At 60.8% G+C, this 23,326-nt stretch carries 25 protein-coding genes; 23 read left to right on the top strand and 2 right to left on the bottom strand.

Annotated features, from left to right (window positions below; genetic code table 11):
* Positions 1-623: 623 nt before the first annotated feature.
* The 17 genes from dnaG to RLCC275e_RS15150 all read left to right on the top strand — a co-directional run bounded on the left by dnaG (position 624) and on the right by RLCC275e_RS15150 (position 17,786).
* The gene (gene dnaG / locus RLCC275e_RS15230; RefSeq protein ID WP_033180226.1) at positions 624-2,633 is read left to right on the top strand and encodes a DNA primase; all 2,010 of its coding nucleotides are present in this window, start codon (positions 624-626) and stop codon (positions 2,631-2,633) included.
* Positions 2,633-4,501 carry a DNA helicase RecQ gene (gene recQ, locus RLCC275e_RS15225; protein ID WP_033180227.1) on the top strand — a complete coding sequence of 623 codons (1,869 nt, stop codon included), beginning with the start codon at positions 2,633-2,635 and terminating at the stop codon, positions 4,499-4,501. Before dnaG ends, recQ begins: the two co-directional genes overlap by 1 nt.
* A gap of 68 nt (positions 4,502-4,569) precedes the next feature.
* Positions 4,570-5,298 carry a class I SAM-dependent methyltransferase gene (locus tag RLCC275e_RS15220; RefSeq protein ID WP_033180228.1) on the top strand — a complete coding sequence of 243 codons (729 nt, stop codon included), beginning with the start codon at positions 4,570-4,572 and terminating at the stop codon, positions 5,296-5,298.
* Positions 5,299-5,362: 64 nt separating this feature from the next.
* Complete coding sequence (locus tag RLCC275e_RS15215; RefSeq protein WP_033180229.1) at positions 5,363-6,550, top strand: glycine C-acetyltransferase; 1,188 nt, start codon at positions 5,363-5,365, stop codon at positions 6,548-6,550.
* A gap of 110 nt (positions 6,551-6,660) precedes the next feature.
* Positions 6,661-7,698, top strand: coding sequence for an L-threonine 3-dehydrogenase (gene tdh / locus RLCC275e_RS15210; RefSeq protein ID WP_011652887.1), 1,038 nt, complete (start codon positions 6,661-6,663; stop codon positions 7,696-7,698).
* A gap of 9 nt (positions 7,699-7,707) precedes the next feature.
* Positions 7,708-8,055 (top strand): GFA family protein, encoded by a 348-nt coding sequence (locus tag RLCC275e_RS15205; protein ID WP_003561203.1) that lies wholly within the window; start codon positions 7,708-7,710, stop codon positions 8,053-8,055.
* A 467-nt stretch (positions 8,056-8,522) separates the two neighbouring features.
* A complete protein-coding gene (gene rpoD, locus RLCC275e_RS15200) occupies positions 8,523-10,580 on the top strand; it encodes an RNA polymerase sigma factor RpoD (protein ID WP_033180230.1) in 2,058 nt (685 codons plus the stop codon).
* 322 nt (positions 10,581-10,902) lie between these two features.
* Positions 10,903-11,196 carry a GYD domain-containing protein gene (locus RLCC275e_RS15195; RefSeq protein WP_003561198.1) on the top strand — a complete coding sequence of 98 codons (294 nt, stop codon included), beginning with the start codon at positions 10,903-10,905 and terminating at the stop codon, positions 11,194-11,196.
* A gap of 175 nt (positions 11,197-11,371) precedes the next feature.
* A complete protein-coding gene (locus RLCC275e_RS15190; protein WP_033180231.1) occupies positions 11,372-12,109 on the top strand; it encodes a DUF930 domain-containing protein in 738 nt (245 codons plus the stop codon).
* Positions 12,110-12,144: 35 nt separating this feature from the next.
* Positions 12,145-13,242, top strand: coding sequence for a DUF930 domain-containing protein (locus RLCC275e_RS15185; protein WP_033180232.1), 1,098 nt, complete (start codon positions 12,145-12,147; stop codon positions 13,240-13,242).
* A gap of 106 nt (positions 13,243-13,348) precedes the next feature.
* Complete coding sequence (locus tag RLCC275e_RS15180; protein ID WP_165402051.1) at positions 13,349-13,510, top strand: hypothetical protein; 162 nt, start codon at positions 13,349-13,351, stop codon at positions 13,508-13,510.
* 105 nt (positions 13,511-13,615) lie between these two features.
* Entirely contained in the window at positions 13,616-14,413 is a 798-nt protein-coding gene (locus RLCC275e_RS15175; RefSeq protein ID WP_033180233.1) for an APH(3') family aminoglycoside O-phosphotransferase, read from the top strand.
* A 79-nt stretch (positions 14,414-14,492) separates the two neighbouring features.
* Entirely contained in the window at positions 14,493-15,299 is an 807-nt protein-coding gene (locus RLCC275e_RS15170) for a helix-turn-helix transcriptional regulator (RefSeq protein ID WP_033180234.1), read from the top strand.
* 83 nt (positions 15,300-15,382) lie between these two features.
* Positions 15,383-16,279 (top strand): DMT family transporter, encoded by an 897-nt coding sequence (locus tag RLCC275e_RS15165; RefSeq protein WP_033180235.1) that lies wholly within the window; start codon positions 15,383-15,385, stop codon positions 16,277-16,279.
* Positions 16,280-16,282: 3 nt separating this feature from the next.
* Positions 16,283-16,975 (top strand): B3/B4 domain-containing protein, encoded by a 693-nt coding sequence (locus tag RLCC275e_RS15160; protein ID WP_033180236.1) that lies wholly within the window; start codon positions 16,283-16,285, stop codon positions 16,973-16,975.
* Between the two features lie 97 nt (positions 16,976-17,072).
* Complete coding sequence (locus RLCC275e_RS15155; protein WP_033180237.1) at positions 17,073-17,471, top strand: DUF427 domain-containing protein; 399 nt, start codon at positions 17,073-17,075, stop codon at positions 17,469-17,471.
* Positions 17,472-17,552: 81 nt separating this feature from the next.
* The gene (locus RLCC275e_RS15150) at positions 17,553-17,786 is read left to right on the top strand and encodes a DUF6894 family protein (RefSeq protein ID WP_012758370.1); all 234 of its coding nucleotides are present in this window, start codon (positions 17,553-17,555) and stop codon (positions 17,784-17,786) included.
* A gap of 168 nt (positions 17,787-17,954) precedes the next feature.
* Here the strand turns inward: RLCC275e_RS15150 and RLCC275e_RS15145 are convergent, their stop codons facing one another.
* Positions 17,955-18,200, bottom strand: coding sequence for a DUF6894 family protein (locus tag RLCC275e_RS15145; RefSeq protein WP_012758369.1), 246 nt, complete (start codon positions 18,198-18,200; stop codon positions 17,955-17,957).
* 133 nt (positions 18,201-18,333) lie between these two features.
* On the opposite strand from RLCC275e_RS15145, the gene RLCC275e_RS15140 reads away from it, so the two are divergent.
* The 3 genes from RLCC275e_RS15140 (at position 18,334) to RLCC275e_RS15130 (ending at position 21,082) form a co-directional block, all read left to right on the top strand.
* A complete protein-coding gene (locus RLCC275e_RS15140) occupies positions 18,334-19,053 on the top strand; it encodes a Crp/Fnr family transcriptional regulator (protein ID WP_033180238.1) in 720 nt (239 codons plus the stop codon).
* Positions 19,054-19,190: 137 nt separating this feature from the next.
* The gene (locus RLCC275e_RS15135) at positions 19,191-20,411 is read left to right on the top strand and encodes an MFS transporter (RefSeq protein ID WP_033180239.1); all 1,221 of its coding nucleotides are present in this window, start codon (positions 19,191-19,193) and stop codon (positions 20,409-20,411) included.
* 74 nt (positions 20,412-20,485) lie between these two features.
* Positions 20,486-21,082 carry a DUF922 domain-containing Zn-dependent protease gene (locus tag RLCC275e_RS15130; protein ID WP_033180240.1) on the top strand — a complete coding sequence of 199 codons (597 nt, stop codon included), beginning with the start codon at positions 20,486-20,488 and terminating at the stop codon, positions 21,080-21,082.
* On the opposite strand, the gene RLCC275e_RS15125 is transcribed toward RLCC275e_RS15130, so the two are convergent.
* Positions 21,069-21,725: a hypothetical protein gene (locus tag RLCC275e_RS15125; protein ID WP_033180241.1), complete on the bottom strand. Its 657-nt coding sequence runs from the start codon at positions 21,723-21,725 to the stop codon at positions 21,069-21,071. The two genes, RLCC275e_RS15130 and RLCC275e_RS15125, sit on opposite strands and share 14 nt — an antisense overlap.
* 189 nt (positions 21,726-21,914) lie before the next feature.
* Here RLCC275e_RS15125 and RLCC275e_RS15120 point away from each other — a divergent pair, with 189 nt between their 5' ends.
* From RLCC275e_RS15120 to RLCC275e_RS15110, 3 genes are all read left to right on the top strand, one after another.
* Positions 21,915-22,268 (top strand): DUF1428 domain-containing protein, encoded by a 354-nt coding sequence (locus tag RLCC275e_RS15120; protein WP_033180242.1) that lies wholly within the window; start codon positions 21,915-21,917, stop codon positions 22,266-22,268.
* A gap of 117 nt (positions 22,269-22,385) precedes the next feature.
* Positions 22,386-22,808, top strand: a complete 423-nt coding sequence (locus RLCC275e_RS15115) for a secondary thiamine-phosphate synthase enzyme YjbQ (protein WP_033180243.1) — start codon at positions 22,386-22,388, stop codon at positions 22,806-22,808.
* A 123-nt stretch (positions 22,809-22,931) separates the two neighbouring features.
* Positions 22,932-23,237 (top strand): hypothetical protein, encoded by a 306-nt coding sequence (locus RLCC275e_RS15110; protein ID WP_012758363.1) that lies wholly within the window; start codon positions 22,932-22,934, stop codon positions 23,235-23,237.
* The last annotated feature ends 89 nt before the right edge of the window (positions 23,238-23,326 follow it).

The following is a 23,326-nucleotide window of genomic DNA, read 5'->3' as shown; positions in this document are numbered from 1 at the left end:
CGCCTGTCAACGATTTTATCGATAAGCGGTTAATTTCAAAGGGAGAGTTGTCGCAGGAGAGCCAAAAATTTAAGAAGGCAGGAGCTGGGGGCGCTCCTGCCTTCTTGCTCTTTGCTTCCACCGGCACGCAGGGCCGAAGCCCAAGCCGGAGGGTATTTGCAAAGGCACCCTTGCGAAGCGGCGCCGGGGGTAGGGATGGTGCTTCGCTCGGGGATCGCTTTGTTGAGATCGAACCTATTGCGGCGCGGAGGCTTATTCAAATTACAAAAAAATAATAATTGCCGGAATCGGCGGTTTGGGAGGCGTCGAAGCGGACCCTCGGGAGGTGGCGCTAGGGATGATGAGGCGCAATCATCTGAGGGGATAATCTTTTGTTTCAAAAAGATTTTCTCTCAACTTTGTTGGGGGGCGCCGCTCCTGCTCAAGCTTTTCTGACGGCAGAATTCCGGCTCCGAAGGGACAATAATGTCGCACCCTGTCGCAGGGAGCGATAACGCGTTGTTGATTGGATAACCGGAGGCGTCGATGACGGCTACATAGCCTGTGAATAGCGGGCTTTCATGACAAGTTTCGTGGCATGGAACTGCAAAGCAGCTTATATGGAGGCTGATCAAGAGGTATAAATGCGCTTTTCCAACACCTTTCTCGATGATATTCGCGACCGCGTTCCGATTTCGAACGTGATTGCGCGTCGCGTCAGCTGGGACAAGCGCAAGACCAACGTTTCGCGCGGCGATTACTGGGCCTGCTGCCCGTTCCACGGCGAAAAATCACCGAGCTTCCATTGCGAGGACCGCAAGGGCCGCTATCACTGCTTCGGCTGCGGCGTCACCGGCGACCATTTCCGCTTTCTCACCGAGCTGGAGGGCTTGAGTTTTCCCGAGGCGGTGCAGCAGATCGCCGATATGGCCGGCGTGCCGATGCCGCTTGCCGATCCTGTGATGGAGAAGCGCGAAAAGGAGCGCGGCTCGCTGATCGACGTCATGGAAATGGCGACGCAATTTTTCCAGGATCAGTTGCAGACCGCGAATGGGGCAAGGGCGCGCGCCTATCTGCGCGACCGCGGATTGACGGGGCGCACCATCGAGACCTTCCGTCTCGGCTTTGCGCCCGACAGCCGCAATGCGCTCAAGGAATTCCTCGCCGGCAAGGGTGTCTCCAAGGATCAGATGGAGGCCTGCGGCCTGGTTGTCCATGAAAACGTGCCGGTTTCCTACGATCGTTTCCGCGACCGCATCATGTTCCCGATCCTTTCATCGCGGGAAAAGGTGATCGCCTTCGGCGGCCGCGCCATGTCGGCCGATGCGCCGGCGAAATATCTGAACTCCAACGAGACTGAACTCTTCCACAAGGGCAATGTTCTTTACAATTTCGCCCGTGCGCGGCGGGCGATCCAGGGACCTGGCCGCGGTGATTCTCAGGACGACAATGCGACCGGCACCATTATTGCCGTCGAAGGCTATATGGACGTGATCGCACTGCATCAGGCGGGCATCGAGAATGCCGTCGCGCCGCTCGGCACGGCGCTCACCGAAAACCAGCTCGAGCTGCTGTGGAAGATGGTGCCGCAGCCGGTGCTCTGCTTCGACGGCGACGGCGCCGGTATCCGCGCCGCCAATCGCGCCGCTGAACTGGCGCTGCCGCATCTGAAGCCCGGCCGCTCCGTTCGCTTCGCGCTTCTGCCCGACGGCAAGGATCCCGACGATCTCGTGCGTGATGACGGGCGCGCGCCATTCGACAAGGTGATGAGCCAGGCAAAGCCGCTCTCCGAGATGCTGTGGAGCCGGGAGGTTAACTCCGGCAAGTTCGACACGCCGGAGGCGCGCGCCGAACTCGAGGCGCGGCTGAAGCAACTGGTCGCTGTCATCGCCGACGAGAACGTGCGCCGTCACTACCAGCAGGATATTCGCGACCGGCTGAACGTCTTCTTCCAGCCGCAGTTCCAGAACCGCAACAATGGCGATCGCCGCGGCGGCTTCAACGGCAATGGCAATTACCGGACGAGCCGCGACAATGCGGGCAAGGCCGGGCCGAAAAGCCCCAGCGTCATTTCAGAAAGGCTCGCCCGCTCAGGCCCCGTGCGCGGCCACCAGAACAATACGGCGCTGCGCGAATGCGTGCTGGCGCTGACCGTCGTCAATCACCCCTCGCTGATGATCGACGATTATGACGAAATAGCCGCGATTGAATATGACAGCCGCGAGCTGCAGCGGCTCTGGTCGGCGATGCTGGGGGCGGCCGCGGCCGTAGCCGGCCCGCATCTGACGCGCGAATACCTGACCGAAAGGCTGGAATTCCAAGGCTTCGGCCCGCTCATCAAGAGCCTCGACCAGCAGGTGCGCAATGCCCGGCTGTGGATCGCGACCGAGGAGGCGGCGATGGAGGATGCGCGTGAGGGATACCGCCAGGCGCTGGCCTCCCACAAGCGGGCGAAGGCGCTGCGCCGGCAGAAGATCGAGCTTGAGCGCGAGATCGCGCTGGCAACAGAAGCCGGCGACGGCGAGGCGATCGTTCAACTGATGCGAGCGCAGCAGGAAGTGCATTTCGAAGGGGTGCGCCTTGAGAACCAGGAGGCGATCATCGATGGCTTCGGTGTGCTTTCCGGCCGCGTCAAAGGGGCGGCGAACCACTGATGTCGTTGACTGAACGGAATGAACCGGGCTTTTCCGCTTCCGGCGCGCTGTTTTCTTCCGGCCGTTCGCCGCTCGATATCCTCAAGCAGGTCTACGGCTATTCCTCCTTCCGCGGCAAGCAGCAGCAGGTGGTCGAGCATTTGGTCTCCGGCGGCGATGCTGTCGTGCTCTTTCCCACGGGCGCCGGCAAGTCGCTGTGCTTCCAGATCCCGGCGCTCTGCCGCGACGGCGTCGGCATCGTCGTTTCGCCGCTGATTGCGCTGATGCGGGATCAGGTGGAGGCGATGAAGCAGCTCGGCATCCGCGCCGCAGCACTCAACTCGTCGCTGTCGCGCGAGGAGTTCGTCGAGGTTCGCCGCGCGCTTTCGGCGGGCCAGCTCGACCTTCTCTACGTGACGCCCGAGCGTATTCTGACCGATGGTTTCCGCGAGCTGATCGCCAACGAGAAGATCGCGCTGTTTGCCATCGACGAGGCCCATTGCGTCTCGCAATGGGGCCATGATTTCCGGCCGGAATATCGCGAACTCGGCCGGCTCGGCGAGCAATATCCCGGTGTGCCCAGGGTGGCGCTGACGGCGACGGCCGATCCGCATACGCGCGATGACATGATCGAGCGGCTGGGTTTGGATTCTGCCGAAATCTTCACCACCAGCTTCGACCGCCCGAACATCGCCTATGAAATCGTCGAGCGCGACCAGCCGCGCCAGCAGCTGTTGCGGTTCCTGTCCGGCCACAAGGGCGACAGTGGCATCGTCTATTGCCTGTCGCGCGCCAAGGTCGAGGATACGGCCGAGTGGCTGAACGGGCAGGGCATTCGCTCGCGTGCCTATCATGCCGGCATGGACAGGGCGGTTCGTGACGCCAATCAGGATGCCTTCCTGAAAGAAGAGAATCTTTGCCTGGTTGCCACCGTCGCCTTCGGCATGGGCATCGACAAGCCGAATGTGCGTTATGTCGCCCATCTCGATCTGCCGGGCTCCGTCGAGGCCTATTATCAGGAGACAGGGCGCGCCGGACGCGACGGCCTGCCGTCCGAGGTCTGGATGGCCTATGGCATGGCCGACGTCATCCAGCGCGGCCGGATGATCGATGAAGGCAGCGCCGCCGCGGAGATCAAACGGGTCGAACGCGCCAAGCTCAACGCATTGCTGGCGATCTGCGAGACCGCCTCCTGCCGCCGCCAGGCGATCCTTGCCCATTTCGGCGAAGCGCATGCCGGCCAATGCGGCAATTGCGACACTTGTCTGAAACCGGTCGAGACCTGGGAGGGCACCGAGGCGGCGATCAAGGCGCTGGCCGCTGTCTACCGCACCGGCGAGCGTTTCGGCGCTGGCCATGTCGTCGACGTGCTCCTCGGCAACGTCAACGAAAAGACCGAACGTTTCGGCCATGCCGAAATGCCGGTCTTTGGCGCCGGCAAGGATATTCCAGCGCGCGTCTGGCAGTCGGTCTTCCGCCAGTTGCTCGCCATGGGGTTGATCCGCGTCGATCATGAGGCCTTCGGGGCGCTGAAGCTGGAGCCGGAGGCGCGCTCCGTCTTCAAGCACGAGCGGCAGGTGTTCTTCCGCAAGGACCGGCCGGCCTCGGAACGGCGTACGAAGAAGGCGGATCGCAGCGAGCGCAAATCGGGACTATCAGGCGCCGACGGCAGTCTCTTCGAGGCGCTCAGGGCCGAGCGCATGGCGATCGCCAAATCACTCAGCGTGCCGCCCTATGTCGTCTTCCCCGATACGACTCTGATCGCCTTTGCCACCGAGAAGCCACGAAGCCGCAAGGAATTGCTTGCCATATCAGGCGTCGGGCAGGCGAAGCTCGAACGCTACGGCGATGCCTTCCTGGAGATCATCTTGGCGCAGGACAAGGGTTAAGCGAGCCCGCCTGATCCTTGAGATCGGGCGAGGGGGCATGGTAGTGCTCCTCTAAAGGAGGAGCGCCGATGGCCCAGAATATTTACGACCGACCGGAATTCTTCGCCGGATATAGCGGCATGAGACGATCCGTTCACGGGCTCGACGGAGCATCGGAGTGGCCGGCCGTGCGTGCGCTCCTGCCCGATCTTGCCGGCAAGCGTGTTGTCGATCTCGGCTGCGGCTTCGGCTGGTTTTCGCGTTTTGCCGTGAGTCAGGGTGCTGCAAGCGTGCTTGCGCTCGACATTTCGGAAAAGATGATCGCCAGAGCGAGGGCCGATACGACTGAAGCAGCGATCACCTACGAGGTCGCCGATCTCGAGCATCTCACGCTTGCTCAAGCTTCTTTCGATTTCGCCTACAGCTCGCTGGCGCTGCATTATATCGAGGATTTCGCCGGTCTCGCCGCGACGGTCTATCGCGCGCTTTTATCGGGATCGCATTTCGTCTTCACCATCGAGCATCCGATCTTCATGGCGCCGACCAATCCGGCCTGGACAACCGATGCCGAAGGACGGCGCATCTGGCCGCTCGACCACTATTCCGTCGAAGGTCCGCGCACCACCAACTGGCTCGCCAAGGGCGTGGTCAAGCAGCACCGCAAGCTCGGCACGACGCTCAACACCTTGATCGCGGCCGGCTTTACCCTCCGCCATGTCGAGGAGTGGAGCCCGAACGAAGATGAGCTCCACGACAATCCAGATTGGGCTGAGGAGATGGACCGGCCTATGTTCCTGCTGATTGCGGTCCAGCGCTGAAGAAGACAAGCGGATGGCGATATGCTAACCCCACTGCCACGGAAATCTTCATGAAAGGCCGTCCATGACCTCGCAATTTCTCTCCCATCTCAGCAACGAGATTTCGGCGCTGAAGGATGCCGGTCTCTACAAATCCGAGCGGGTCATCAGCTCCAAGCAGGCGGGCGAGATCGTGATTTCCACCGGCGAGCGGGTGCTGAATTTCTGCGCCAACAACTATCTCGGCCTTGCCGACAACGAGGAACTGGCCGAGGCCGGCAAGCAGGCGCTCGACCGCTATGGTTACGGCATGGCTTCGGTGCGCTTCATCTGCGGCACGCAGGAAGAGCATAAGCAGCTCGAAGCGCGCATCTCCTCTTTCCTCGGCATGGAAGACACGATCCTCTATTCCTCCTGCTTCGACGCCAATGGCGGCCTGTTCGAAACGCTGCTGTCGGAGGAGGACGCGATCATCTCCGACGCGCTGAACCATGCCTCGATCATCGATGGCGTCAGGCTTTCGAAAGCCAAGCGTTTCCGCTACGCCAACAACGATATGGCAGCGCTCGAAGAGGAGCTGAAAAAGGCCGAGGGCAGCCGCTTCAAGCTGGTCGCCACCGACGGCGTCTTCTCGATGGACGGCATCATCGCCAATTTGGGCGGGGTCTGCGATCTCGCCGAGAAATACGGCGCAATGGTCATGGTCGATGACAGCCATGCTGTCGGTTTCGTCGGCAAGAACGGTCGCGGCTCTGCCGAACATTGCGGCGTCGAGGGCCGGATCGACATCATCACCGGGACGCTCGGCAAGGCGCTCGGCGGCGCCTCGGGCGGCTATACCTGCGCCAAGGCGGAAGTCGTGGAATGGCTGCGGCAGCGCTCGCGCCCCTATCTGTTTTCGAACACGCTGGCGCCCGTTATCGCCGCCGCCTCGCTCAAGGTGTTCGATCTCATCGAAAACGGTGATGCCTTGCGCAAGCGCCTTTCCGACAATGCGGATCTCTTCCGCACCGAAATGACCAAGCTCGGCTTCACGCTTGCCGGCGAAGGCCATCCGATCATCCCCGTGATGCTGGGGGAGGCTAAGCTTGCCCAGGATATGGCCGGCCTGATGCTGAAGAAGGGGATCTATGTGATCGGCTTCTCCTTCCCCGTCGTGCCGAAAGGCCAGGCCCGCATCCGCACACAGATGTCGGCGGCGCATTCGCGGGCGGATGTCGAGCGGGCGATTGCGGCCTTTGCCGAGACAGGGCGGGAACTGGGTGTGATTTGAGTTTGACGGCGTGCCGTGTCACCCCCTCATCCGCCCTACGGGCACCTTCTCCCCGCTGGGGAGAAGAGGGGATAGCAAAGTCGGGCGCCAAGTAAGGGTGGATATTGTCGATGTCGAACATGATGAAGGCGCTGGTCAAAGCGAAACCGGAAGTCGGGCTCTGGATGGAGAATGTGCCGGTGCCCGAGGTCGGGCCGAACGATGTGCTGATCCGGGTGAAGAAATCGGCGATCTGCGGCACCGATGTCCATATCTGGAACTGGGATCAGTGGGCGCAGAAGACCATTCCGGTGCCGATGGTGGTCGGCCATGAATTCTCCGGCGAGATCGCCGAGATCGGCTCGGCGGTCACCCGCTATCATGTCGGCGAGCGGGTCTCCGGCGAGGGGCATATCGTCTGCGGCAAGTGCCGCAACTGCCGGGCGGGCAGGGGGCATCTCTGCCGCAATACGCTCGGTGTCGGTGTCAATCGCCCGGGTTCGTTCGGTGAGTTCGTCTGCATTCCCGAAAGCAATGTCGTGCCGATCCCGGATGATATTTCCGACGAGATCGCCGCAATCTTCGATCCATTCGGCAATGCGGTGCACACTGCGCTTTCCTTTGATCTCGTCGGCGAAGACGTGCTCGTCACCGGCGCCGGGCCGATCGGCATCATGGGCGCGCTCGTCGCCAAGCGATCCGGCGCCCGCAAGGTCGTCATCACCGATATCAATCCGCACCGGCTGGAGCTGGCGCGCAAGCTCGGCATCGACCATGTCGTCGACGCATCGAAAGAAAACCTCGCCGACGTGATGAAGGCGATCGGCATGACGGAGGGTTTCGACGTCGGGCTGGAAATGTCGGGGGCAGCACCAGCCTTCCGCGACATGATCGACAAGATGAACAATGGCGGCAAGATCGCCATTCTCGGCATCGCGCCGGCGGGCTTCGAAATCGACTGGAACAAGGTGATCTTCAAGATGCTCAATCTCAAGGGCATCTACGGCCGCGAGATGTTCGAGACCTGGTACAAGATGATCGCCTTCGTCCAGGGCGGCCTCGATCTCGCGCCCATCATCACCCACCGGATCGGCATCGACGATTTCCGCGACGGCTTCGAGGCGATGCGGTCGGGCAATTCCGGCAAGGTCGTGATGGACTGGATGTGAGGAGACGACATGCTCTATGAAGGAAGCTGCCATTGCGGCAACGTGGCTTTCGAAGTCGAAGGCGAATTCACCGAGGCGCTCGACTGCAATTGTTCGCTTTGCCGCAGGCGGGGCGGACTTCTGGCCTTCGTGCCGCGCGAGAAGCTGGTGCTGAAAACGCCGGAGGACAATGTCTCGACCTATACTTTCAACCGGCATGTCATTCGGCATCACTTCTGCGCCAATTGCGGCATCGCACCGTTCGGCGAGGCTGTGGGTCCGAACGGCGCGGCCATGGCTTCGATCAATCTGCGCTGCATTCCCGCGGTCGATATCGGCGCGCTGACGGTGAAGGCGTATGACGGCGCGGCGCGTTAGCTGATATCCGTCAGGCGATGGCGAACAGATCCTGGGCGCAACTGCGAAAATGGTGGAAACGACTGGTGCGGCGGGCAAAATATTTGCTGCCCTTGTCTTTTGTTCGCCGCATCTTAAATAAGGGTTCGCAATCGCTGCCGCGGTTCAAAGCCTGTGGATAAGGCTTTTTCCGTATTTTTGTGGGCTTTTTTTCCGGAAAAGCTTGACGAGAACAAAAAATGTGGGAATCACCGTTCGACTTGTTGAATGGTGAACTGGGTCAAGGCGGATCGCGCAACCATGGCCGGAAATCCAAGAGCAAGAAAGCTTTGCTGTCCGGTGCCGGTAATCGTGGTTAATCAGGCTTTAAATGTCATCCCGTTAGGTGGGCAAAGGTGATTCGAGGGCGGCGCGTGCGGCGCGTCAGGCCCTGAGACAGCCCGTTCACCGTAGCGAGATTGGATAGCGTCAGGAAGGCGACGATATAAATGGCAACCAAGGTCAAAGAGAACGAAGACGCGGAAGTCGAACGCGACGGCGCAAGCGACGGCCCTCTTCTCGATCTTTCCGACGACGCGGTCAAGAAGATGATCAAAGCCGCCAAGAAGCGCGGCTATGTGACCATGGACGAGCTCAACGCAGTCCTGCCGTCCGAAGAAGTGACGTCCGAGCAGATCGAAGACACGATGTCGATGCTGTCCGACATGGGCATCAACGTCATCGAGGACGAGGAAGCCGAGGAAGCCGGTGCTTCCGGCAGCAGCGATGACGATGACGCCGGCAGCGACGAGGAGAGCGAAGGCGGCGAACTCGCGCCTTCGAGCGGCACGGCGCTGGCGGCCGCAAAGAAGAAAGAACCGACCGACCGTACCGACGATCCGGTTCGCATGTACCTGCGCGAGATGGGCTCGGTCGAGCTTCTGTCCCGCGAGGGCGAAATCGCGATTGCCAAGCGCATCGAGGCCGGCCGCGAGACGATGATCGCGGGTCTCTGTGAGAGCCCGCTGACCTTCCAGGCGCTGATCATCTGGCGCGACGAACTCAACGAAGGCACGACGCTGCTGCGCGAGATCATCGATCTCGAAACGACCTATTCCGGCCCTGAAGCCAAGGCTGCGCCGCAGTTCCAGAGCCCGGAGAAGATCGAAGCCGATCGTAAGCTCGCAGAAGAGAAGGAAAAGACCCGCCGCGCCCGCTCCGGCGACGACGACATCACCGATGTCGGCGGCGAAGGCCTGCCTGGCGAGGAGGAGGAAGAGGACGAGGACGAATCCAACCTTTCGCTGGCGGCAATGGAAGCCGAGCTTCGCCCGCAGGTGATGGAGACGCTGGATACGATCGCCGAGACCTACAAGAAGCTGCGCAAGCTGCAGGACCAGCAGGTCGAGCAGCGCCTGTCGGCTTCCGGCACGCTGTCCACCGCCCAGGAGCGCCGCTATAAGGAACTCAAGGATGAGCTCATCAAGGCCGTCAAGTCTCTGTCCTTGAACCAGAACCGCATCGACGCCCTGGTCGAGCAGCTCTACGACATCAACAAGCGCCTCGTTTCCAACGAGGGCCGCCTGCTGCGTCTGGCCGAATCCTACGGCGTCAAGCGCGACTCCTTCCTGGAGCAGTATCAGGGCGCCGAGCTCGACCCGAACTGGATGAAGTCGATCGGCAATCTGGCCGCCCGCGGCTGGAAGGAATTCGCCAGGGGCGAAAACACGACGATCCGCGACATTCGCCAGGAAATCCAGAATCTGGCGACCGAGACTGGTATCTCGATCTCGGAATTCCGCCGCATCGTCCACATGGTGCAGAAGGGCGAGCGCGAAGCGCGTATCGCCAAGAAGGAAATGGTCGAAGCGAACCTTCGCCTGGTCATCTCGATCGCCAAGAAGTACACGAACCGCGGCCTGCAGTTCCTCGATCTCATTCAGGAAGGCAATATCGGCCTGATGAAAGCGGTCGACAAGTTCGAATACCGCCGCGGCTACAAGTTCTCGACTTATGCGACATGGTGGATCCGTCAGGCGATCACCCGTTCGATCGCCGACCAGGCCCGCACGATCCGCATTCCGGTGCACATGATCGAGACGATCAACAAGATCGTCCGCACATCGCGCCAGATGCTGCACGAGATCGGCCGCGAGCCGACGCCGGAAGAGCTGGCCGAAAAGCTCGCCATGCCGCTCGAAAAGGTCCGCAAGGTCCTGAAGATCGCCAAGGAGCCGATCTCGCTCGAAACCCCGGTGGGTGACGAAGAGGATTCGCATCTCGGCGATTTCATCGAGGACAAGAATGCGCTGCTGCCGATCGACGCCGCCATCCAGGCAAACCTGCGCGAGACGACGACCCGCGTTCTCGCCTCGCTGACACCACGCGAGGAACGTGTGCTGCGCATGCGCTTCGGCATCGGCATGAACACCGACCACACGCTCGAAGAAGTCGGCCAGCAGTTCTCGGTCACCCGCGAACGTATCCGCCAGATCGAGGCGAAGGCGCTGCGCAAGCTGAAGCATCCGAGCCGCTCCAGAAAGCTGAGAAGCTTCCTCGACAGCTAAGGCTTCGGCCACGTCGTTCTGATTGGAAAAGCCGGGCGTTATGCCCGGCTTTTGCTTTTCGTGATTAATACCAATGATCCCCGGTGTCTTTCTTGTCCCTCCATGGTGACAAGCCTATAATCCGGCCACGGGGGAAGGCATCGATCGCAACGCGCGACCGAGGGTCGCCGTGTGACTGCGTGAACTAATCCTCCGCTAGATCCGGGTGATTTCAGGCCTGACGGGCCTAAAATCTGAATCCAGATCCACATCAAAGAAATAGAGCATGACGTCGTCCGAAAACCGCTGAAACTTTTCGGCATCATGCTCTGGGAGGTGCGACATGACCACTTACATTCTTTTGATCAATTGGACGGATCAGGGCATCCGCAATATTCGCGACTCGGCAAAACGGCTCGATGCGGCGAAGAAATTGCTCGCCAGCGTTGGCGGTTCCTTCAACCAGTTCTTTCTGACGATGGGCGGGCACGACATGGTCGCCGTCTGCGAGGCGCCCGATGACGCCGTCATGGCGCATTTTACCCTCTCGCTGGCGATGGGCGGCAATGTCCGCACGGAGACGCTGAAGGCATTCCCGGAAGCCGCCTACCGGGATCTCATCGGCTCGCTCGGGTAGCCGGAAACGGCGATTGTCGATCTTGAAGGTTGCGGAGCATTGGCTGCGCTGGCAGTGTCGCGGCGTGCTTCAATTTCCGCGGCAGGCTGCGGCCCGACTTTTCGGCAAGCTTACGATGAAAACGCTCCTCAGTTTCATGATCGTCATCGATCGTCCGACAGCCGCTTGCTGACCGATGGAACTGGCGGCGGGCAAGTGGGATGACGGGATCCGGCGGGGCGCTGCGGCGTCGTTCGCGCTGCATGCCATCGCGATCCTGCTCCTTCTGCTGCTGTTGCCGAAGGCCGAGCCGCCGTTGCCATTGCCGGATGACGGTCTCTCGGTGGAGATCGTTCCTCAGGCCGTGGAATCGCTGAAAATGCCCGAGCCCGCCAAGACGCCTTTGCCGGAACAGGCAAAGCCTGAGGCGGCAAAACCCGTAGCCGAGCCGGCGGCGCCGGTTACAAATAATCCGCCTGCCGCGGCAATGCCTTCAGTGGCACCGATCACTTTGCCGGTGCCAAAGCCGATGGAATTCGTCGAGGCAAGACAGCTGTTTTCCGACAAGGTCCTTGCCGATCCGCGCAGCCGCCGCGCCCGCGAGGCACTGCGTGGCCTTGCCGGCAGCGAGCGCAATCTGCAGCTCTGTGACCTGGAGGCGTTGGAGCAGGTGCGCCGGGCGCAGCCGGCCATGGCGCCGGATGCGCTTGCGCCCTATGCGATGGCGGCGGAGAAGGTCAGCGGCAACAGCGTCGAAGTGAAGGGCGGCGCCTTCCGAAGCAAACGGAAATGGTACAACATCCAATTCAAATGTGAGTTGGATGCCGGCTCCGGCAAGGTCGTGTCCTTTGCCTTCCTCGTCGGCGATGCCATTCCGCAAGATGAATGGCAGGAGCACAATCTGGTGGCCGACGATGGCGTCGCCGACCAATAACCCTCATCGCTGCTCGATCACGCGGTTTTTTTCTTTTGTGGCTTGATGCTGCCGGTTTTAGAGGCCACATCGCTGCTGTGACAGAAGAAGACGTAGAACCGGCGGAAACGCAGCACGAAACGGGAAAGCAGCGGCCTGAAATCCGCTGGGGCGTCGTCGCGTCCGTTGCTGCGCATATTCCTATCGTTGCTCTTCTGATTTTCGGGCTGCCGAAGATCGAGCCGAAGCCTCCCGAAGACGAGAGCGTGAAGGTGGAACTCGTCCCGCCGCCGGAGGAGAAAAAGCCGGAGCCCAAGCCCGAGGAAAAGCCACCGGAGCCGAAGCCGCCGGAAGAGGCCAAGAAGGAACCGCCTCCGCCGCCTCCGCCACCTCCGCCGCCGCCGGCCAGCAAGAATCCCGAGCAAGCTAAGCCGAGGCCTATGCCGACTCTGAACCCTGTCATCGAGTTTGGCGATAGGAATAGCGGCCCCGAAAAGTCTTTGGCGGGAAGTTCTCCTCAGGGCGAAACCAAACCCGCAACAACTCCGCCGCAGCACGATGCCGAACCGGCGCAGATGCCGACAAAGACTGCTGCAGAAAAACCAAAAACCGAGGAGCCTCCGTCAAAACCGGTGCCGGACGACGTGAAGCTTCCTGAGGTCGCGACGACTGACGTTTCCCCAGAGCGAAATGGGCCGCCGACAGACGTCTCTGGCGAAGCCAATACTAGCATCGAGCAGACTAAGCCGCCGGAGCAACTGGCGGCTGAGAAACCGAAAGTGATAGCTAAAGACGATCTGCCCAAGGCAAAAACTCTGTTTTCACGGACGGAAGATGGCAATTTGTTTGCGCAAACTGCGGTCAGTGGTCTTTCGCGCAAAGAGCGAGTGGCCACTCTTTGCACCACCGAACTTCAGGGCCAACTCGTTCACGGTTCGCCGCGTTATTTCCCTTCCGCATTGCCTAGTTTTGGATTGCGAACCGGTACCATCCTTGATGTAAGAGATGCCGCCTTTGGCACAGCCAAGGGCTGGTACCAGGTTCGTTTCCGTTGCGAGGTGGATGAGGAAGCGACGAAAGTCGTGTCATTTGCCCACGAAGTTGGTGGATTGATCCCCCGCAGTCAGTATGCGAAATATGAAATTCGTGACTAGTCCTCGTGATCCTGGATTGCGTCTCACCGGCAACAGCCACGCGCAAGCAACCCTACCTAGCTTCTTCCCATGGCCGTGATGATCCGGTGAAGAAGAGGACAATGATATGTCGAATGAGATCGAGCATTTTTTTGAGCGTCAGGACGAAGCCGTGAGCGCGCTGTTCCTGGAAAACAAGGGCGACGAGCTGACCGATATTCTCGTGGCTGCCCTGGAAGAGGCTTTTGAAATCCTTCTCGAAGCCGCGCCCGCCGAAACCGTTCATTAGGGTCGCGGAGGCCCGTTCGGTCTGCCAGTGTGTCCTGACCGGTCGCGCGGCTTGCGCTGTCCCCTTATGTCGGGATAATGCGCCAGCATCAATGGCCTAGATATCATGTCGATTTTCCAAGAGGATCAACCGCCGTCGGCGGAGGCGCTTAATGCCCGTCTGGCCGGCTACCGGTTCGAACGCGATGCGCTCGGCCGCTCCGCCGCGAGCGTCTTCCGGCTGGAAGCGCTTGGATTGCCAACGCTTTATCTGAAGGTCGAACGAGCCGGTCCTTTTGGCGAACTCGCCGACGAAGCAGGCAGGCTTCGCTGGCTCCAGACTTCCGGTCTGCCTTGTCCCGATATCATTGCAGAGGATAGCGACGGTGTGCACAACCGGTTGCTGATCAGCGCGCTACCCGGGAGTGATCTCGCCAGTGCACTGGTTCTAACGCCGCTTGCGCGGGTCGAGCTGCTGGCTGCAGCCCTTCTTGACCTGCATCGCCTGCCGATCGCATCCTGCCCGTTCGATCATCGGCTGGAGAGGCGTGTCGCGGCGGCAAAAGCGCGGATGCAGGCCAGCATCGTCGACGAGACCGATTTCGATGAGACGCGGGTTGGAAAGAGTGCTGAGGCACTGTTTGCCGAACTCCAAAGCGGGAGCCTGGGCCGCGAGGATCTCGTCATCACCCATGGTGATGCCTGCCTGCCGAATTTCATCGCGTCGGAAGAGGGATTTTCGGGTTATATCGACTGCAGCCGTCTCGGCGTCGCCGACCGCTATCAGGATATCGCGCTCGCCTGCCGCAGCATCGCCCACAATTTCGGCGAGGCGCTGGTGCAGCCCTTCCTCGAACGTTACGGCATGCCGGCCGCGGATCCGGCAAGGCTCGATTATTATCAGCTGCTCGACGAATTCTTCTAGACAGGCATCCTAGCCGCAATGATTGCGTCATCTCACTGTGGCTGGCAGAGTGTCCGGCGATCGGACCTGCGGACAGAGTATGGCGAAAAACCAGTTCAGGATGTTGCGCTCGGCGCTGGCAGGCGTCGAAGCGGTGGAAGCGGAAACGCATCACTGCTTCGCCCGTCATACGCACGAGCAGTTCGGCATCGGCTTGATGTCCGCCGGCGCGCAGGCGTCGCTGAGCGGCCGTGGCATGGTGGAGGCTGAGGCCGGCGACATCATCACGGTCAATCCGAACGAAGTGCATGACGGCGCGCCGATAGGCGAGGGCCGGTCGTGGCGCATCCTCTATTTCGATCCCGCCATCGTCACCGGTCTGTCACGAGAGATCAGCGAAAGCGGGGTAGGGCGATCGGAAATTCCGCATCCCGTCATCCGCAATGCGGCGATCGCCGCCCGCTTCGAAACGCTGTTTGGCGCGGTGACCGGCGGCAGGGCGGCGGAGGAGCTGCTTCACGACGAACTGCTTCTGCAAATCGTCGCCGATGTTATGCGGGAGCGCTATGGTATCGAAGAGCGGCCACTGGTGCCGGCGTCGATCCGCGCGGCCCGAGATCTGATCGATGACGATCCGCTCGCCGCCGTCTCGCTTGCCGATCTCTCCAGGGAAAGTGGGCTCAGCCGCTTCCAGGTGTTGCGCGGTTTTGCCAAGGCGACCGGATTGACGCCGCATGCCTATCTCGTCCAGGCCCGCATCCATATCGCCCGCCGGCTGATCGCTCAGGGCATGCCGCTTGCGGAAGCGGCTTTTGCCAGCGGCTTTGCCGACCAGAGCCACATGACGCGGGTCTTCGTGCGCAAATACGGTCTTTCGCCGCGCCGCTATGCCGGCGCCTTTCTCTGAGCAGCTGCTTTGCACCTGCAATTTCGTTCAAGACCCTGATCCATCCCTGCTGTTTTCTCGGCGCATTCAACAGGAGACGCTGAATGTCGATGCAGGTTCAAGGTTATCTCTATCTGGCGCTGGCGATGCTGACGGTCGGAAGCACTGTGATCGCAAGCAAGCTGATCGCTTCGGGTCTGCCGCCGTTCAGCGCCACCGCATTGCGCTTCGCCATCGCCTTTCCTATCCTTCTCGTGCTGATGCGGGCGACCGGCACGCGGCTGCCGAGGTTTTCCCGGCATGACCGCCTCATCCTCATCATTCAGGCCGGGGCCGGCAGTGTTGGTTACACGACGCTGCTGATCTCCGGCCTCAGCCTGACCTCGGCGGCCGATGCTGGCGTCATTATCGGCACGCTGCCGGTGGTGTCGGCCGCAATCTCCATCCTGCTGCTACGCGAACGGCCGCAGCCTGCGCTGCTTCTCGCGGTGGCGCTTGCGACATCAGGCGTGCTGTCGATCGCCTTCACGCCGGATGCGGCCGGCGGATCATTGGCCGGCAATGCGCTGATCTTCTGCGCCGTCGTCTGCGAAGGGCTGTTCATCCTGCTGAATAAAAAGCTGAAGACGGAGATTGCGCCGCTTGCCCTGTCGACGCTGATGGCCGGCATTGGCTTCATCGTTGCCGCCATACCGGCCATTTTCGAAGCGCCTTTCGCACAGGGTATTTCCGCAAGCGCTGTAGGTGCCGTCGTCTATTATGCGCTAGTGCCGACCGTCGGGGGATTTCTGCTCTGGTATGCGGGAGCAGAAAGGGTGAGCGGCACCGAAGCCGCGCTCTTCACCGCGGTTGCGCCAGTTTCCGCCGTCATGCTTGCCTTCATCATCCTTGGCGAGCCGGTCGGGCTCAGCCAGATCGCCGGTATCGCCTGCGTGCTTGCGGCCGTACTCGGGCTTGCCTTTGCCGGGAGCCGTAGCGTGAAACTTGCCGGAGGGAGATAGACCATGCAGTTCAGCCATTCCGATGCCATGTGGCAGGCCTTTCCGGAGCTTCGCGCCGGCGCGCTCCACGCGGGAGGGATCGATGCGGATGCCGATGTCGAGGCGGCAATCGCAAGCTTCAACGCGATTGCCGAGGCCCGGCTGGCCAAAGCGCAGGAAGGCGAATTCCCCGAAATCCAGGCCTGGCGGCGCGGCTTTTCCCGCATGGGGCTGAAGCCGACGCAATATCGCTGCGCTTCCGAGGCGCTGCTGCGCCGCTTCCGCCAGGAACATGCGCTGCCGCGCCTGCATCCGCTCATCGATCTCTGCAACGCGATTTCGCTCGCCTTCGCCATTCCGATCGCCGTCTTCGACATTGAAAAGATCGCTGGCGATCTCGAAGTCCGGCGAGCCAAGGGTGACGAGACCTATCTGACTTTCGCTGGCGAAATCGAGCATCCGGAGGCGAACGAAGTGATCTTCGCAGACGATGAGCACAGGGCACATGCGCGGCGCTGGACGAATAGGCAGAGCGGGCTTTCGGCGGTGCGGGAGACGACGCGCTCGGTGCTGATCGTTGCCGAGGCCCTGCACGCTTCCGCCGGCGACGACATCGCCAGGCTGGTCGAAGCAGTTGCGGATGCGCTTGCACGTCACTGGCCGGCGACGCCGAAAACGGCGATGCTAACTCCGGTATCGCCGCGCTTCGAATTCTAAGGGAGCGAGACTTCAGCAAAGGTGGTGTTCCGGGCCTTGGGTTGGCGGCATGCCCGCCCTATCTCTACGCGATCGATATCTCCTGGAGACGAACCCGATGTCAGACAAGTCGATCAAGATTCCGGGGCCGGATCATCCGATCACCGTCGAGCACAATCCCTCCCGCGTCGTCGTCACGCTTGGCGGCAAGACGATTGCCGATACGCGCGATGCACTGACGCTGTGCGAGGCCTCCTATCCGCCGGTGCAGTATATTCCGCGCAAGGATGTCGACATGTCGCTGCTTCAACGCACCGACCATAGCAGCCATTGCCCCTATAAGGGCGACGCCTCCTATTACAGCATCATTCCGGGCGGCGAGCGCTCGAAGAATGCCGTCTGGACCTACGAGGCGCCGAATGCCGCGGTCAGCAGCATCAAGGACCATCTCGCCTTCTATCCCGACCGCGTCGACGGCATCGAGGAGATGGCCTCTCCGGAAGCCGGCGCTTTCTGACGCGGCGCATGACATTGAAACCCTTTCCGGCGGAACATGTTGTCCGCCGGACCGTTAGGTTCATCTAGCGGGGGATATGCCGTGCCGAAATTCTACTTTCAACTTTTCGATCGTGATGGCGCCGGGACGACCGAGACGGCATATGATTTTGAATCCATCGAAGCAGCGAAAGCGGAGGCGCGGCGTGTGTTGGCGGAGATGGCCACCGAAGGCTTGCCGACTGCACCTTTGAATATGATGTCGGTGGAACTCTTCGATGAAAGCCGTAGGCCGCTTGCTGAAATCCGGCTCATTCTCGAAGAAATCGCGAAATAGCCGCGATAAGGATGCCGGCTCTGTGAATGGCCGTCGATCGCGGCCAAAGCAATCAAAGACTATGTCAAATTTAATTGCCGGCTATGAAGGCGGGTCTTAGCGTCGCGCCCATCGACCGAGTCGGATTGATGCGTAGGAGTGACCGCGGCAGCCCTCAAACGGCGGCCGCTATCGTAAGACGTCGAGCCATTCATTGTTGAAGACGAGGCTGGCAACCGTGACCGGATCGCCGCTCTCGTCGCGAACGGTAATGGCGATGGTCATGCGATCACCCGCGGGCAGTTCGTCGCGGGCCACATCCAGCAGGATGCGGGTCAGCTCTTTCGGAATGTCTTCGCGAGATTTGAGCTCGGTGCCGTGCTCGTCGCGTGTCGGACCTTCCCCATTGTGTAGATCGAAATAGTAGCGAGCCATGTTTCTTCCTGTGCATCCCAGGGAGAAATCACAGATGAAGACAATTGTTCCCGGGGCTAGGCATTGATTCTTATAGAAAATATAGGTCGCATCGAAATGATCAGGAACTCTTGCGATATCGGCGGGCAAGCCCGTGATTGAACCCCTGCTGCTGAACCTTGGAAGCCGAGATGTGCTGTCGGCCGAAGAGCAAAGCCATCTCAGAGCAATCATCGACAAAGACAGGTATTTTGCTGCCGGGGAGGATCTCGTTTCCGAAGGGAGCAGGCCGGGCTACAGCACGCTGCTGCTCGATGGTTTTGCGGCGCGCTACAAGGTGATGGCCGATGGCAGCCGCCAGATCACCGCGCTGCATGTCGCCGGCGATTTCGTCGATCTGCATGCTTTCCCGATCAAGAAGATGGATCACGGCATCGTCGCGCTGTCGTCCTGTCATGTTGCCTTCGCCGATCACGCCGATCTCAAGGCGATCACCGAGCGAATGCCGCATCTGACCCGGCTGCTCTGGCTCGATACGCTGGTCGATGGCGCCATCCACCGCGAGTGGATCGTCGCCATGGGTCGGCGCTCCAAGCGCGCCCATATCGCCCATCTCGTCTGCGAACTCTTCGTGCGGCTGCAGGTGGTGAAGCGGACGCGCGGCGCAAGCTTCCAGTTTCCGTTGACGCAGATCGAGATGGCCGACGTACTCGGCGTTTCCGTCGTCCACCTGAACAAGACGCTGCAGGCGCTGAGGCGCGAGGGCGTGTTCACCTGGGAGAACCGGACGATCACCATCGTCGACTGGGAACGCCTGCAGGAAATCGCCGAATTCGATCCCGGCTATCTCAGCATCTTCAGGGAACCACGTTAAGGCCGAGGTATCACACAATCCGGTGACACCAGTTCATTGCGATTGACAATTCGACCATTCGGGCAGAACACCGCCTCGACCTTCTTAAAACTCTTATAAAGGCTGGCGGACCCGCGCTGCCGGCCGGTGACATCGCAATGGACATATCCCAAGGGCCGGGGAGCGTTCTTCGCCACCCCGGCTATCTGAACTTCGCTGCCTCCCGCGTTTTTTCCTCGCTCTCCTTCCAGTCCATTGGCATCGCCATGGGATGGATGATCTACGATCAGACACACAGCGCCTTTGCGCTCGGCCTCGTCGGCTTGTGCCAGTTCCTGCCGATGGCGGTGCTGACCTTCGTCGTCGGCCATGTCGCCGACCGGTTCGACCGGCGGCGCATCGGGCTTGTCTGCCAGTTGATCGAAGCGGTGACGGCGCTGGTGCTGGCGGTCGCCACCTGGCAGCAATGGCTGACACCGGCCGGCATCCTTGTCGCCGTCACGGTGCTCGGCGCCGTCGTCGCCTTCGAACGGCCGACCATGGCGGCGCTGTTGCCGAACATCGTGCCGGCCTCGATGCTGCAGAAGGCAGTCGCAACCTCGACCTCGATGATGCAGACGGCGCTGATCATCGGCCCCTCGCTCGGAGGCCTGCTTTATGGCCTCCACCCCGTCGCGCCTTTTGCCTTGGCGGCGCTGCTCTTTGCCGTCGCAAGCTTCAACGTCATCTCGATCCGCATGCAATGGAGCCCTGCCAAGCGTGAGCCGGTGACGCTCGCCTCGGTCTTTGCCGGCGTCTCGTTCATCCGCAGCCGGCCGGTGATGCTCGGCACGATCTCGCTCGATCTCTTCGCAGTGCTGCTCGGCGGCGCGACTGCGCTGCTGCCGATGTTCGCCAGCGATATCCTGCATGCCGGTCCCTGGGGTCTCGGTTTTCTGCGCGCGGCCCCGGCGGTCGGCGCGCTCGCCATGTCGATCGTGCTTGCCCGCCGGCCGCTCGAGAGCAATGTCGGGCGCAAGATGCTTGCCGCCGTCGCCGTGTTCGGCGTCGCCACCATCGTCTTCTCGCTGTCGACCAATATCGCACTTTCCGTCGTAGCGCTGCTCGTCATCGGCGCGTCCGATACGGTGAGCGTCGTCGTGCGCAGCTCGCTGGTGCAGCTTCTGACGCCGGACGAGATGCGTGGCCGCGTCAGCGCCGTCAACTCGCTGTTCATCGGCACCTCCAATCAGCTCGGTGAATTCGAATCCGGCATGATGGCGGCGGCGCTTGGGCCAGTCGCCACCGGCGTTGTCGGTGGGCTCGGTACAATCGTCGTCGTGCTCCTGTGGATGCGGCTCTTCCCAGATCTCACCAAGGTCAAGACGCTGCAGGGCTAGCGCATGCATGACGCGTTGAAAGCGGCGACCGCTCCCGTTAGGTTCGCCCCAAACATCATTCGGCGGAGCCCCGCGTGACGACAAATTTTCTATCCTGTGTGCTGGCGGCGGTTTTCACGTTGGTGCCCGCCATGGCGCTGGCTGAGTGGCAGGCGACCGAAGAGGTGCGGCCTTATTCGATATCTGGCAAAACGGGCGCTGAGCTCTACGAATCGATCGGCGCGCGAGGGCCTGAAGCCGGTGCTGGCAGGGCGATCGCGCATACGACGTTCAAGTTGACCTGGACCAGGAAATACGAACCGCAGGGCAATGCTTGCGTCATCGTGACCAACCGGCCGAAGCTCATCATCACCTATACGTTGCCGAAACCATCTGCTGCGCTGCCAGCCGCCGTCAAGAGCAGCTGGCAGGCCTTCATATCAGCTGTGCAGGCGCATGAGCGGGTGCATGGCGAGACCATCAAGGAAATGGTCAAGGAGATCGAGGCGACAAGCATCGGCCTCACCGTTGACGATGATCCCGATTGCAAGAAGATCAGGATCGAGCTGACCCGCCGCCTCGGTGAGATCTCCGCCCGGCAGCGCCAGCGCGGCCGTGACTTCGACAAGATCGAAATGGGTGATGGCGGCAATATCCAGCAGCTCATCCTCAAGCTGGTCAATGGGCCGTGATTGGAGTCGGAGAGGTGAGATCGATGCAGATGGCTGGCGAAGCCTCCAGATTAAGGGCCCAACAGGTTGGTGGGACTACCGGTTTCATTGCGTGGGCTCTGTCATAATCCATTATTTGGACAGCCACTGGAAATGGCATCTCTCCCGCGCCCTGATCATAGCGGCTGATTGTCTTGAGGAACTTCCCTGAAGTCTTCGATATCCAGATGTCGATTGCCGCACTCCATTTGTAACGGTGCCAGTATGCGGAATAGTGAAAAGCCAGGCCTTCTTCGGTTTGCGAGTTCCCGAGCTCTTTACAGGACGTAAAGATTGGCAGTCCCGAATTTGCATCGAGGGGGGTACGAATGGGCAGCCGCTTATCTTCATCCCAGACGCCATTTTCGATTCTGGAATAGAAGACTCCGTCTATCGCTCGCGCCTCCATGTAAGGTCTGAGATGGCCATCTTCTTTCAACTCCGACACAGTAAAGCTGTAGCGCCCGCTATTGTGCGTGTTTTCGTATGCACGGTTGACGGCATAGCAGGATTTATCCTCCCCATTGACCGCCTGCAGATGAGAAGAGCGACTATCTACCGCGCCGTGAACGGTTGCGATTTGGATCAGAGTTAAGCAAAAAACGGATACAGCAATAACACGCATGGGAAACCTGCGGACGAAATGACGGGTAGAACCTGAAGATTTCTACTTATACGTCGCATTGATGTCGGTGCAATTTCTTACTTCGCGATTTCGTTCGATCGACCGCGAAAACCTGTAAGTGCTTCATCCCTGGACCTGATCGGCCGGTCTCCTATCTTTCTCTGCTGACAAGTGCAAAGGAGGAACGAGATGTCTTATGTCGATGGTTTCATCGTCGCGGTGCCGAAAGCGAATATCGAGGCCTACAAGGAATTCTCGACCTTCGCCGGCTCGATCTGGAAGGAATATGGCGCGCTCGACTATGTCGAATGCGTCGGCGACGATGTACCCTATGGCGAGTTGACCTCGTTTCCCCGCGCCGTGCAGGCAAAGGAGGACGAGGTGGTGGTATTTTCCTGGATCGTCTACGGCTCGCGCCAGGAGCGCGACGATATCAATGCCAAGGTGATGGCCGATCCGAGGCTCAAGGGTGACCAATGGCAGATGCCGTTCGACGGCAAGCGGATGATCTATGGCGGCTTCGAGATGATGCTCAAGCTCTGATCGCCCAAGCCAGCCATTGACTTGCCCGGGCAAGCTTGACTTTGCCCACGCGAGCTTGACTTGCGGCAATCAGCGCGCCAACTCGCGAGAGATTTCATCTCGAAGTAGGAGAGCGCCTTGCCCCAGACGATCCTCACCTTGCCCACACGCGGACAGGGCCTTTACGAATTCACCGACCAGGCGGAGGCCTTCGTCAGCGCGTCGGGGCGGGAGGAGGGGCTTCTCACTATCTTCGTGCGCCACACCTCCTGTTCGCTGCTGATCCAGGAAAATGCTGATCCCGATGTGCGCACCGACCTTCTCGCCTTCTTTCACCGCCTCGTGCCGCCGACCTCCGATCCCGAGATGGGCTGGATCGTGCACAGGGCCGAGGGGCCGGACGACATGCCGGCGCATATCAAGGCGGCGCTGACGCAGGTCTCGATCGGCATTCCCGTTGCCAGGGGGCGGCTGATGCTTGGCACCTGGCAGGGGCTCTATCTTTTCGAACATCGCGACCGCCCGCACCGGCGCGAAATCGTGCTGCATTTCAGCACCTGAAACCGGGTTAACTCTTGTGAATGCAAACTGAATGCCCGGTTCGAACGCCATTCAGTTTGCTGGGTCTACTGTCGAGGCAATCCCTGAAGGGAGAGCTTGGAATTCAATCGACGGAGACACAACATGACGCATTTCCTGACCAAGGCTTCGCTTGCCGCTCTGCTCGCCCTCTGCACTATTCCGGCCACCGTTTCCACGGCGGCCGCCGCCGGACCGCAGACGAACTTCGTCGTCGAGGCGCAATACCATCGTCCGATCCGCGGCTGCTCGCCGATGCACGCGGTGCGCAAGGCGCGTGATTTCGGCCTGCGCGATGCCCGCATCACCCGCATGTCGCCGCGGGTGGTTGTCGTCGCCGGACGCGAACGCCGCGGCTGGGACAGGATCACCTTCGCGAATGTCCGCGGCTGCCCGCTGATCCGGCGCTGAGGACTGCAGCCGGAGGCGCCGCTGCGGCGCTTCCGGTCTGTTTTGCCTTGACGGTGACACTTTCAGCCGTCTCTTCTCTGACCTGTATG

Source organism: Rhizobium brockwellii, from assembly GCF_000769405.2.
GTDB classification, from domain to species: domain Bacteria; phylum Pseudomonadota; class Alphaproteobacteria; order Rhizobiales; family Rhizobiaceae; genus Rhizobium; species Rhizobium brockwellii.
The sequence above is the reverse complement of the archived record's forward strand: the minus strand, read 5'-3'. Positions and strand labels throughout refer to the sequence as shown.

Excerpts from the sequence above, each read along its gene's own strand:
- dnaG (WP_033180226.1), top strand. The coding sequence starts at position 624 with ATGCGCTTTTCCAACACCTTTCTCGATGATATTCGCGACCGCGTTCCG.
- recQ (WP_033180227.1), top strand. The coding sequence starts at position 2,633 with ATGTCGTTGACTGAACGGAATGAACCGGGCTTTTCCGCTTCCGGCGCG.
- RLCC275e_RS15220 (WP_033180228.1), top strand. The coding sequence starts at position 4,570 with ATGGCCCAGAATATTTACGACCGACCGGAATTCTTCGCCGGATATAGC.
- RLCC275e_RS15215 (WP_033180229.1), top strand. The coding sequence starts at position 5,363 with ATGACCTCGCAATTTCTCTCCCATCTCAGCAACGAGATTTCGGCGCTG.
- tdh (WP_011652887.1), top strand. The coding sequence starts at position 6,661 with ATGTCGAACATGATGAAGGCGCTGGTCAAAGCGAAACCGGAAGTCGGG.
- RLCC275e_RS15205 (WP_003561203.1), top strand. The coding sequence starts at position 7,708 with ATGCTCTATGAAGGAAGCTGCCATTGCGGCAACGTGGCTTTCGAAGTC.
- rpoD (WP_033180230.1), top strand. The coding sequence starts at position 8,523 with ATGGCAACCAAGGTCAAAGAGAACGAAGACGCGGAAGTCGAACGCGAC.
- RLCC275e_RS15195 (WP_003561198.1), top strand. The coding sequence starts at position 10,903 with ATGACCACTTACATTCTTTTGATCAATTGGACGGATCAGGGCATCCGC.
- RLCC275e_RS15190 (WP_033180231.1), top strand. The coding sequence starts at position 11,372 with ATGGAACTGGCGGCGGGCAAGTGGGATGACGGGATCCGGCGGGGCGCT.
- RLCC275e_RS15180 (WP_165402051.1), top strand. The coding sequence starts at position 13,349 with ATGTCGAATGAGATCGAGCATTTTTTTGAGCGTCAGGACGAAGCCGTG.
- RLCC275e_RS15175 (WP_033180233.1), top strand. The coding sequence starts at position 13,616 with ATGTCGATTTTCCAAGAGGATCAACCGCCGTCGGCGGAGGCGCTTAAT.
- RLCC275e_RS15170 (WP_033180234.1), top strand. The coding sequence starts at position 14,493 with ATGGCGAAAAACCAGTTCAGGATGTTGCGCTCGGCGCTGGCAGGCGTC.
- RLCC275e_RS15165 (WP_033180235.1), top strand. The coding sequence starts at position 15,383 with ATGTCGATGCAGGTTCAAGGTTATCTCTATCTGGCGCTGGCGATGCTG.
- RLCC275e_RS15160 (WP_033180236.1), top strand. The coding sequence starts at position 16,283 with ATGCAGTTCAGCCATTCCGATGCCATGTGGCAGGCCTTTCCGGAGCTT.
- RLCC275e_RS15155 (WP_033180237.1), top strand. The coding sequence starts at position 17,073 with ATGTCAGACAAGTCGATCAAGATTCCGGGGCCGGATCATCCGATCACC.
- RLCC275e_RS15145 (WP_012758369.1), bottom strand. The coding sequence starts at position 18,200 with ATGGCTCGCTACTATTTCGATCTACACAATGGGGAAGGTCCGACACGC.
- RLCC275e_RS15135 (WP_033180239.1), top strand. The coding sequence starts at position 19,191 with ATGGACATATCCCAAGGGCCGGGGAGCGTTCTTCGCCACCCCGGCTAT.
- RLCC275e_RS15125 (WP_033180241.1), bottom strand. The coding sequence starts at position 21,725 with ATGCGTGTTATTGCTGTATCCGTTTTTTGCTTAACTCTGATCCAAATC.
- RLCC275e_RS15120 (WP_033180242.1), top strand. The coding sequence starts at position 21,915 with ATGTCTTATGTCGATGGTTTCATCGTCGCGGTGCCGAAAGCGAATATC.
- RLCC275e_RS15110 (WP_012758363.1), top strand. The coding sequence starts at position 22,932 with ATGACGCATTTCCTGACCAAGGCTTCGCTTGCCGCTCTGCTCGCCCTC.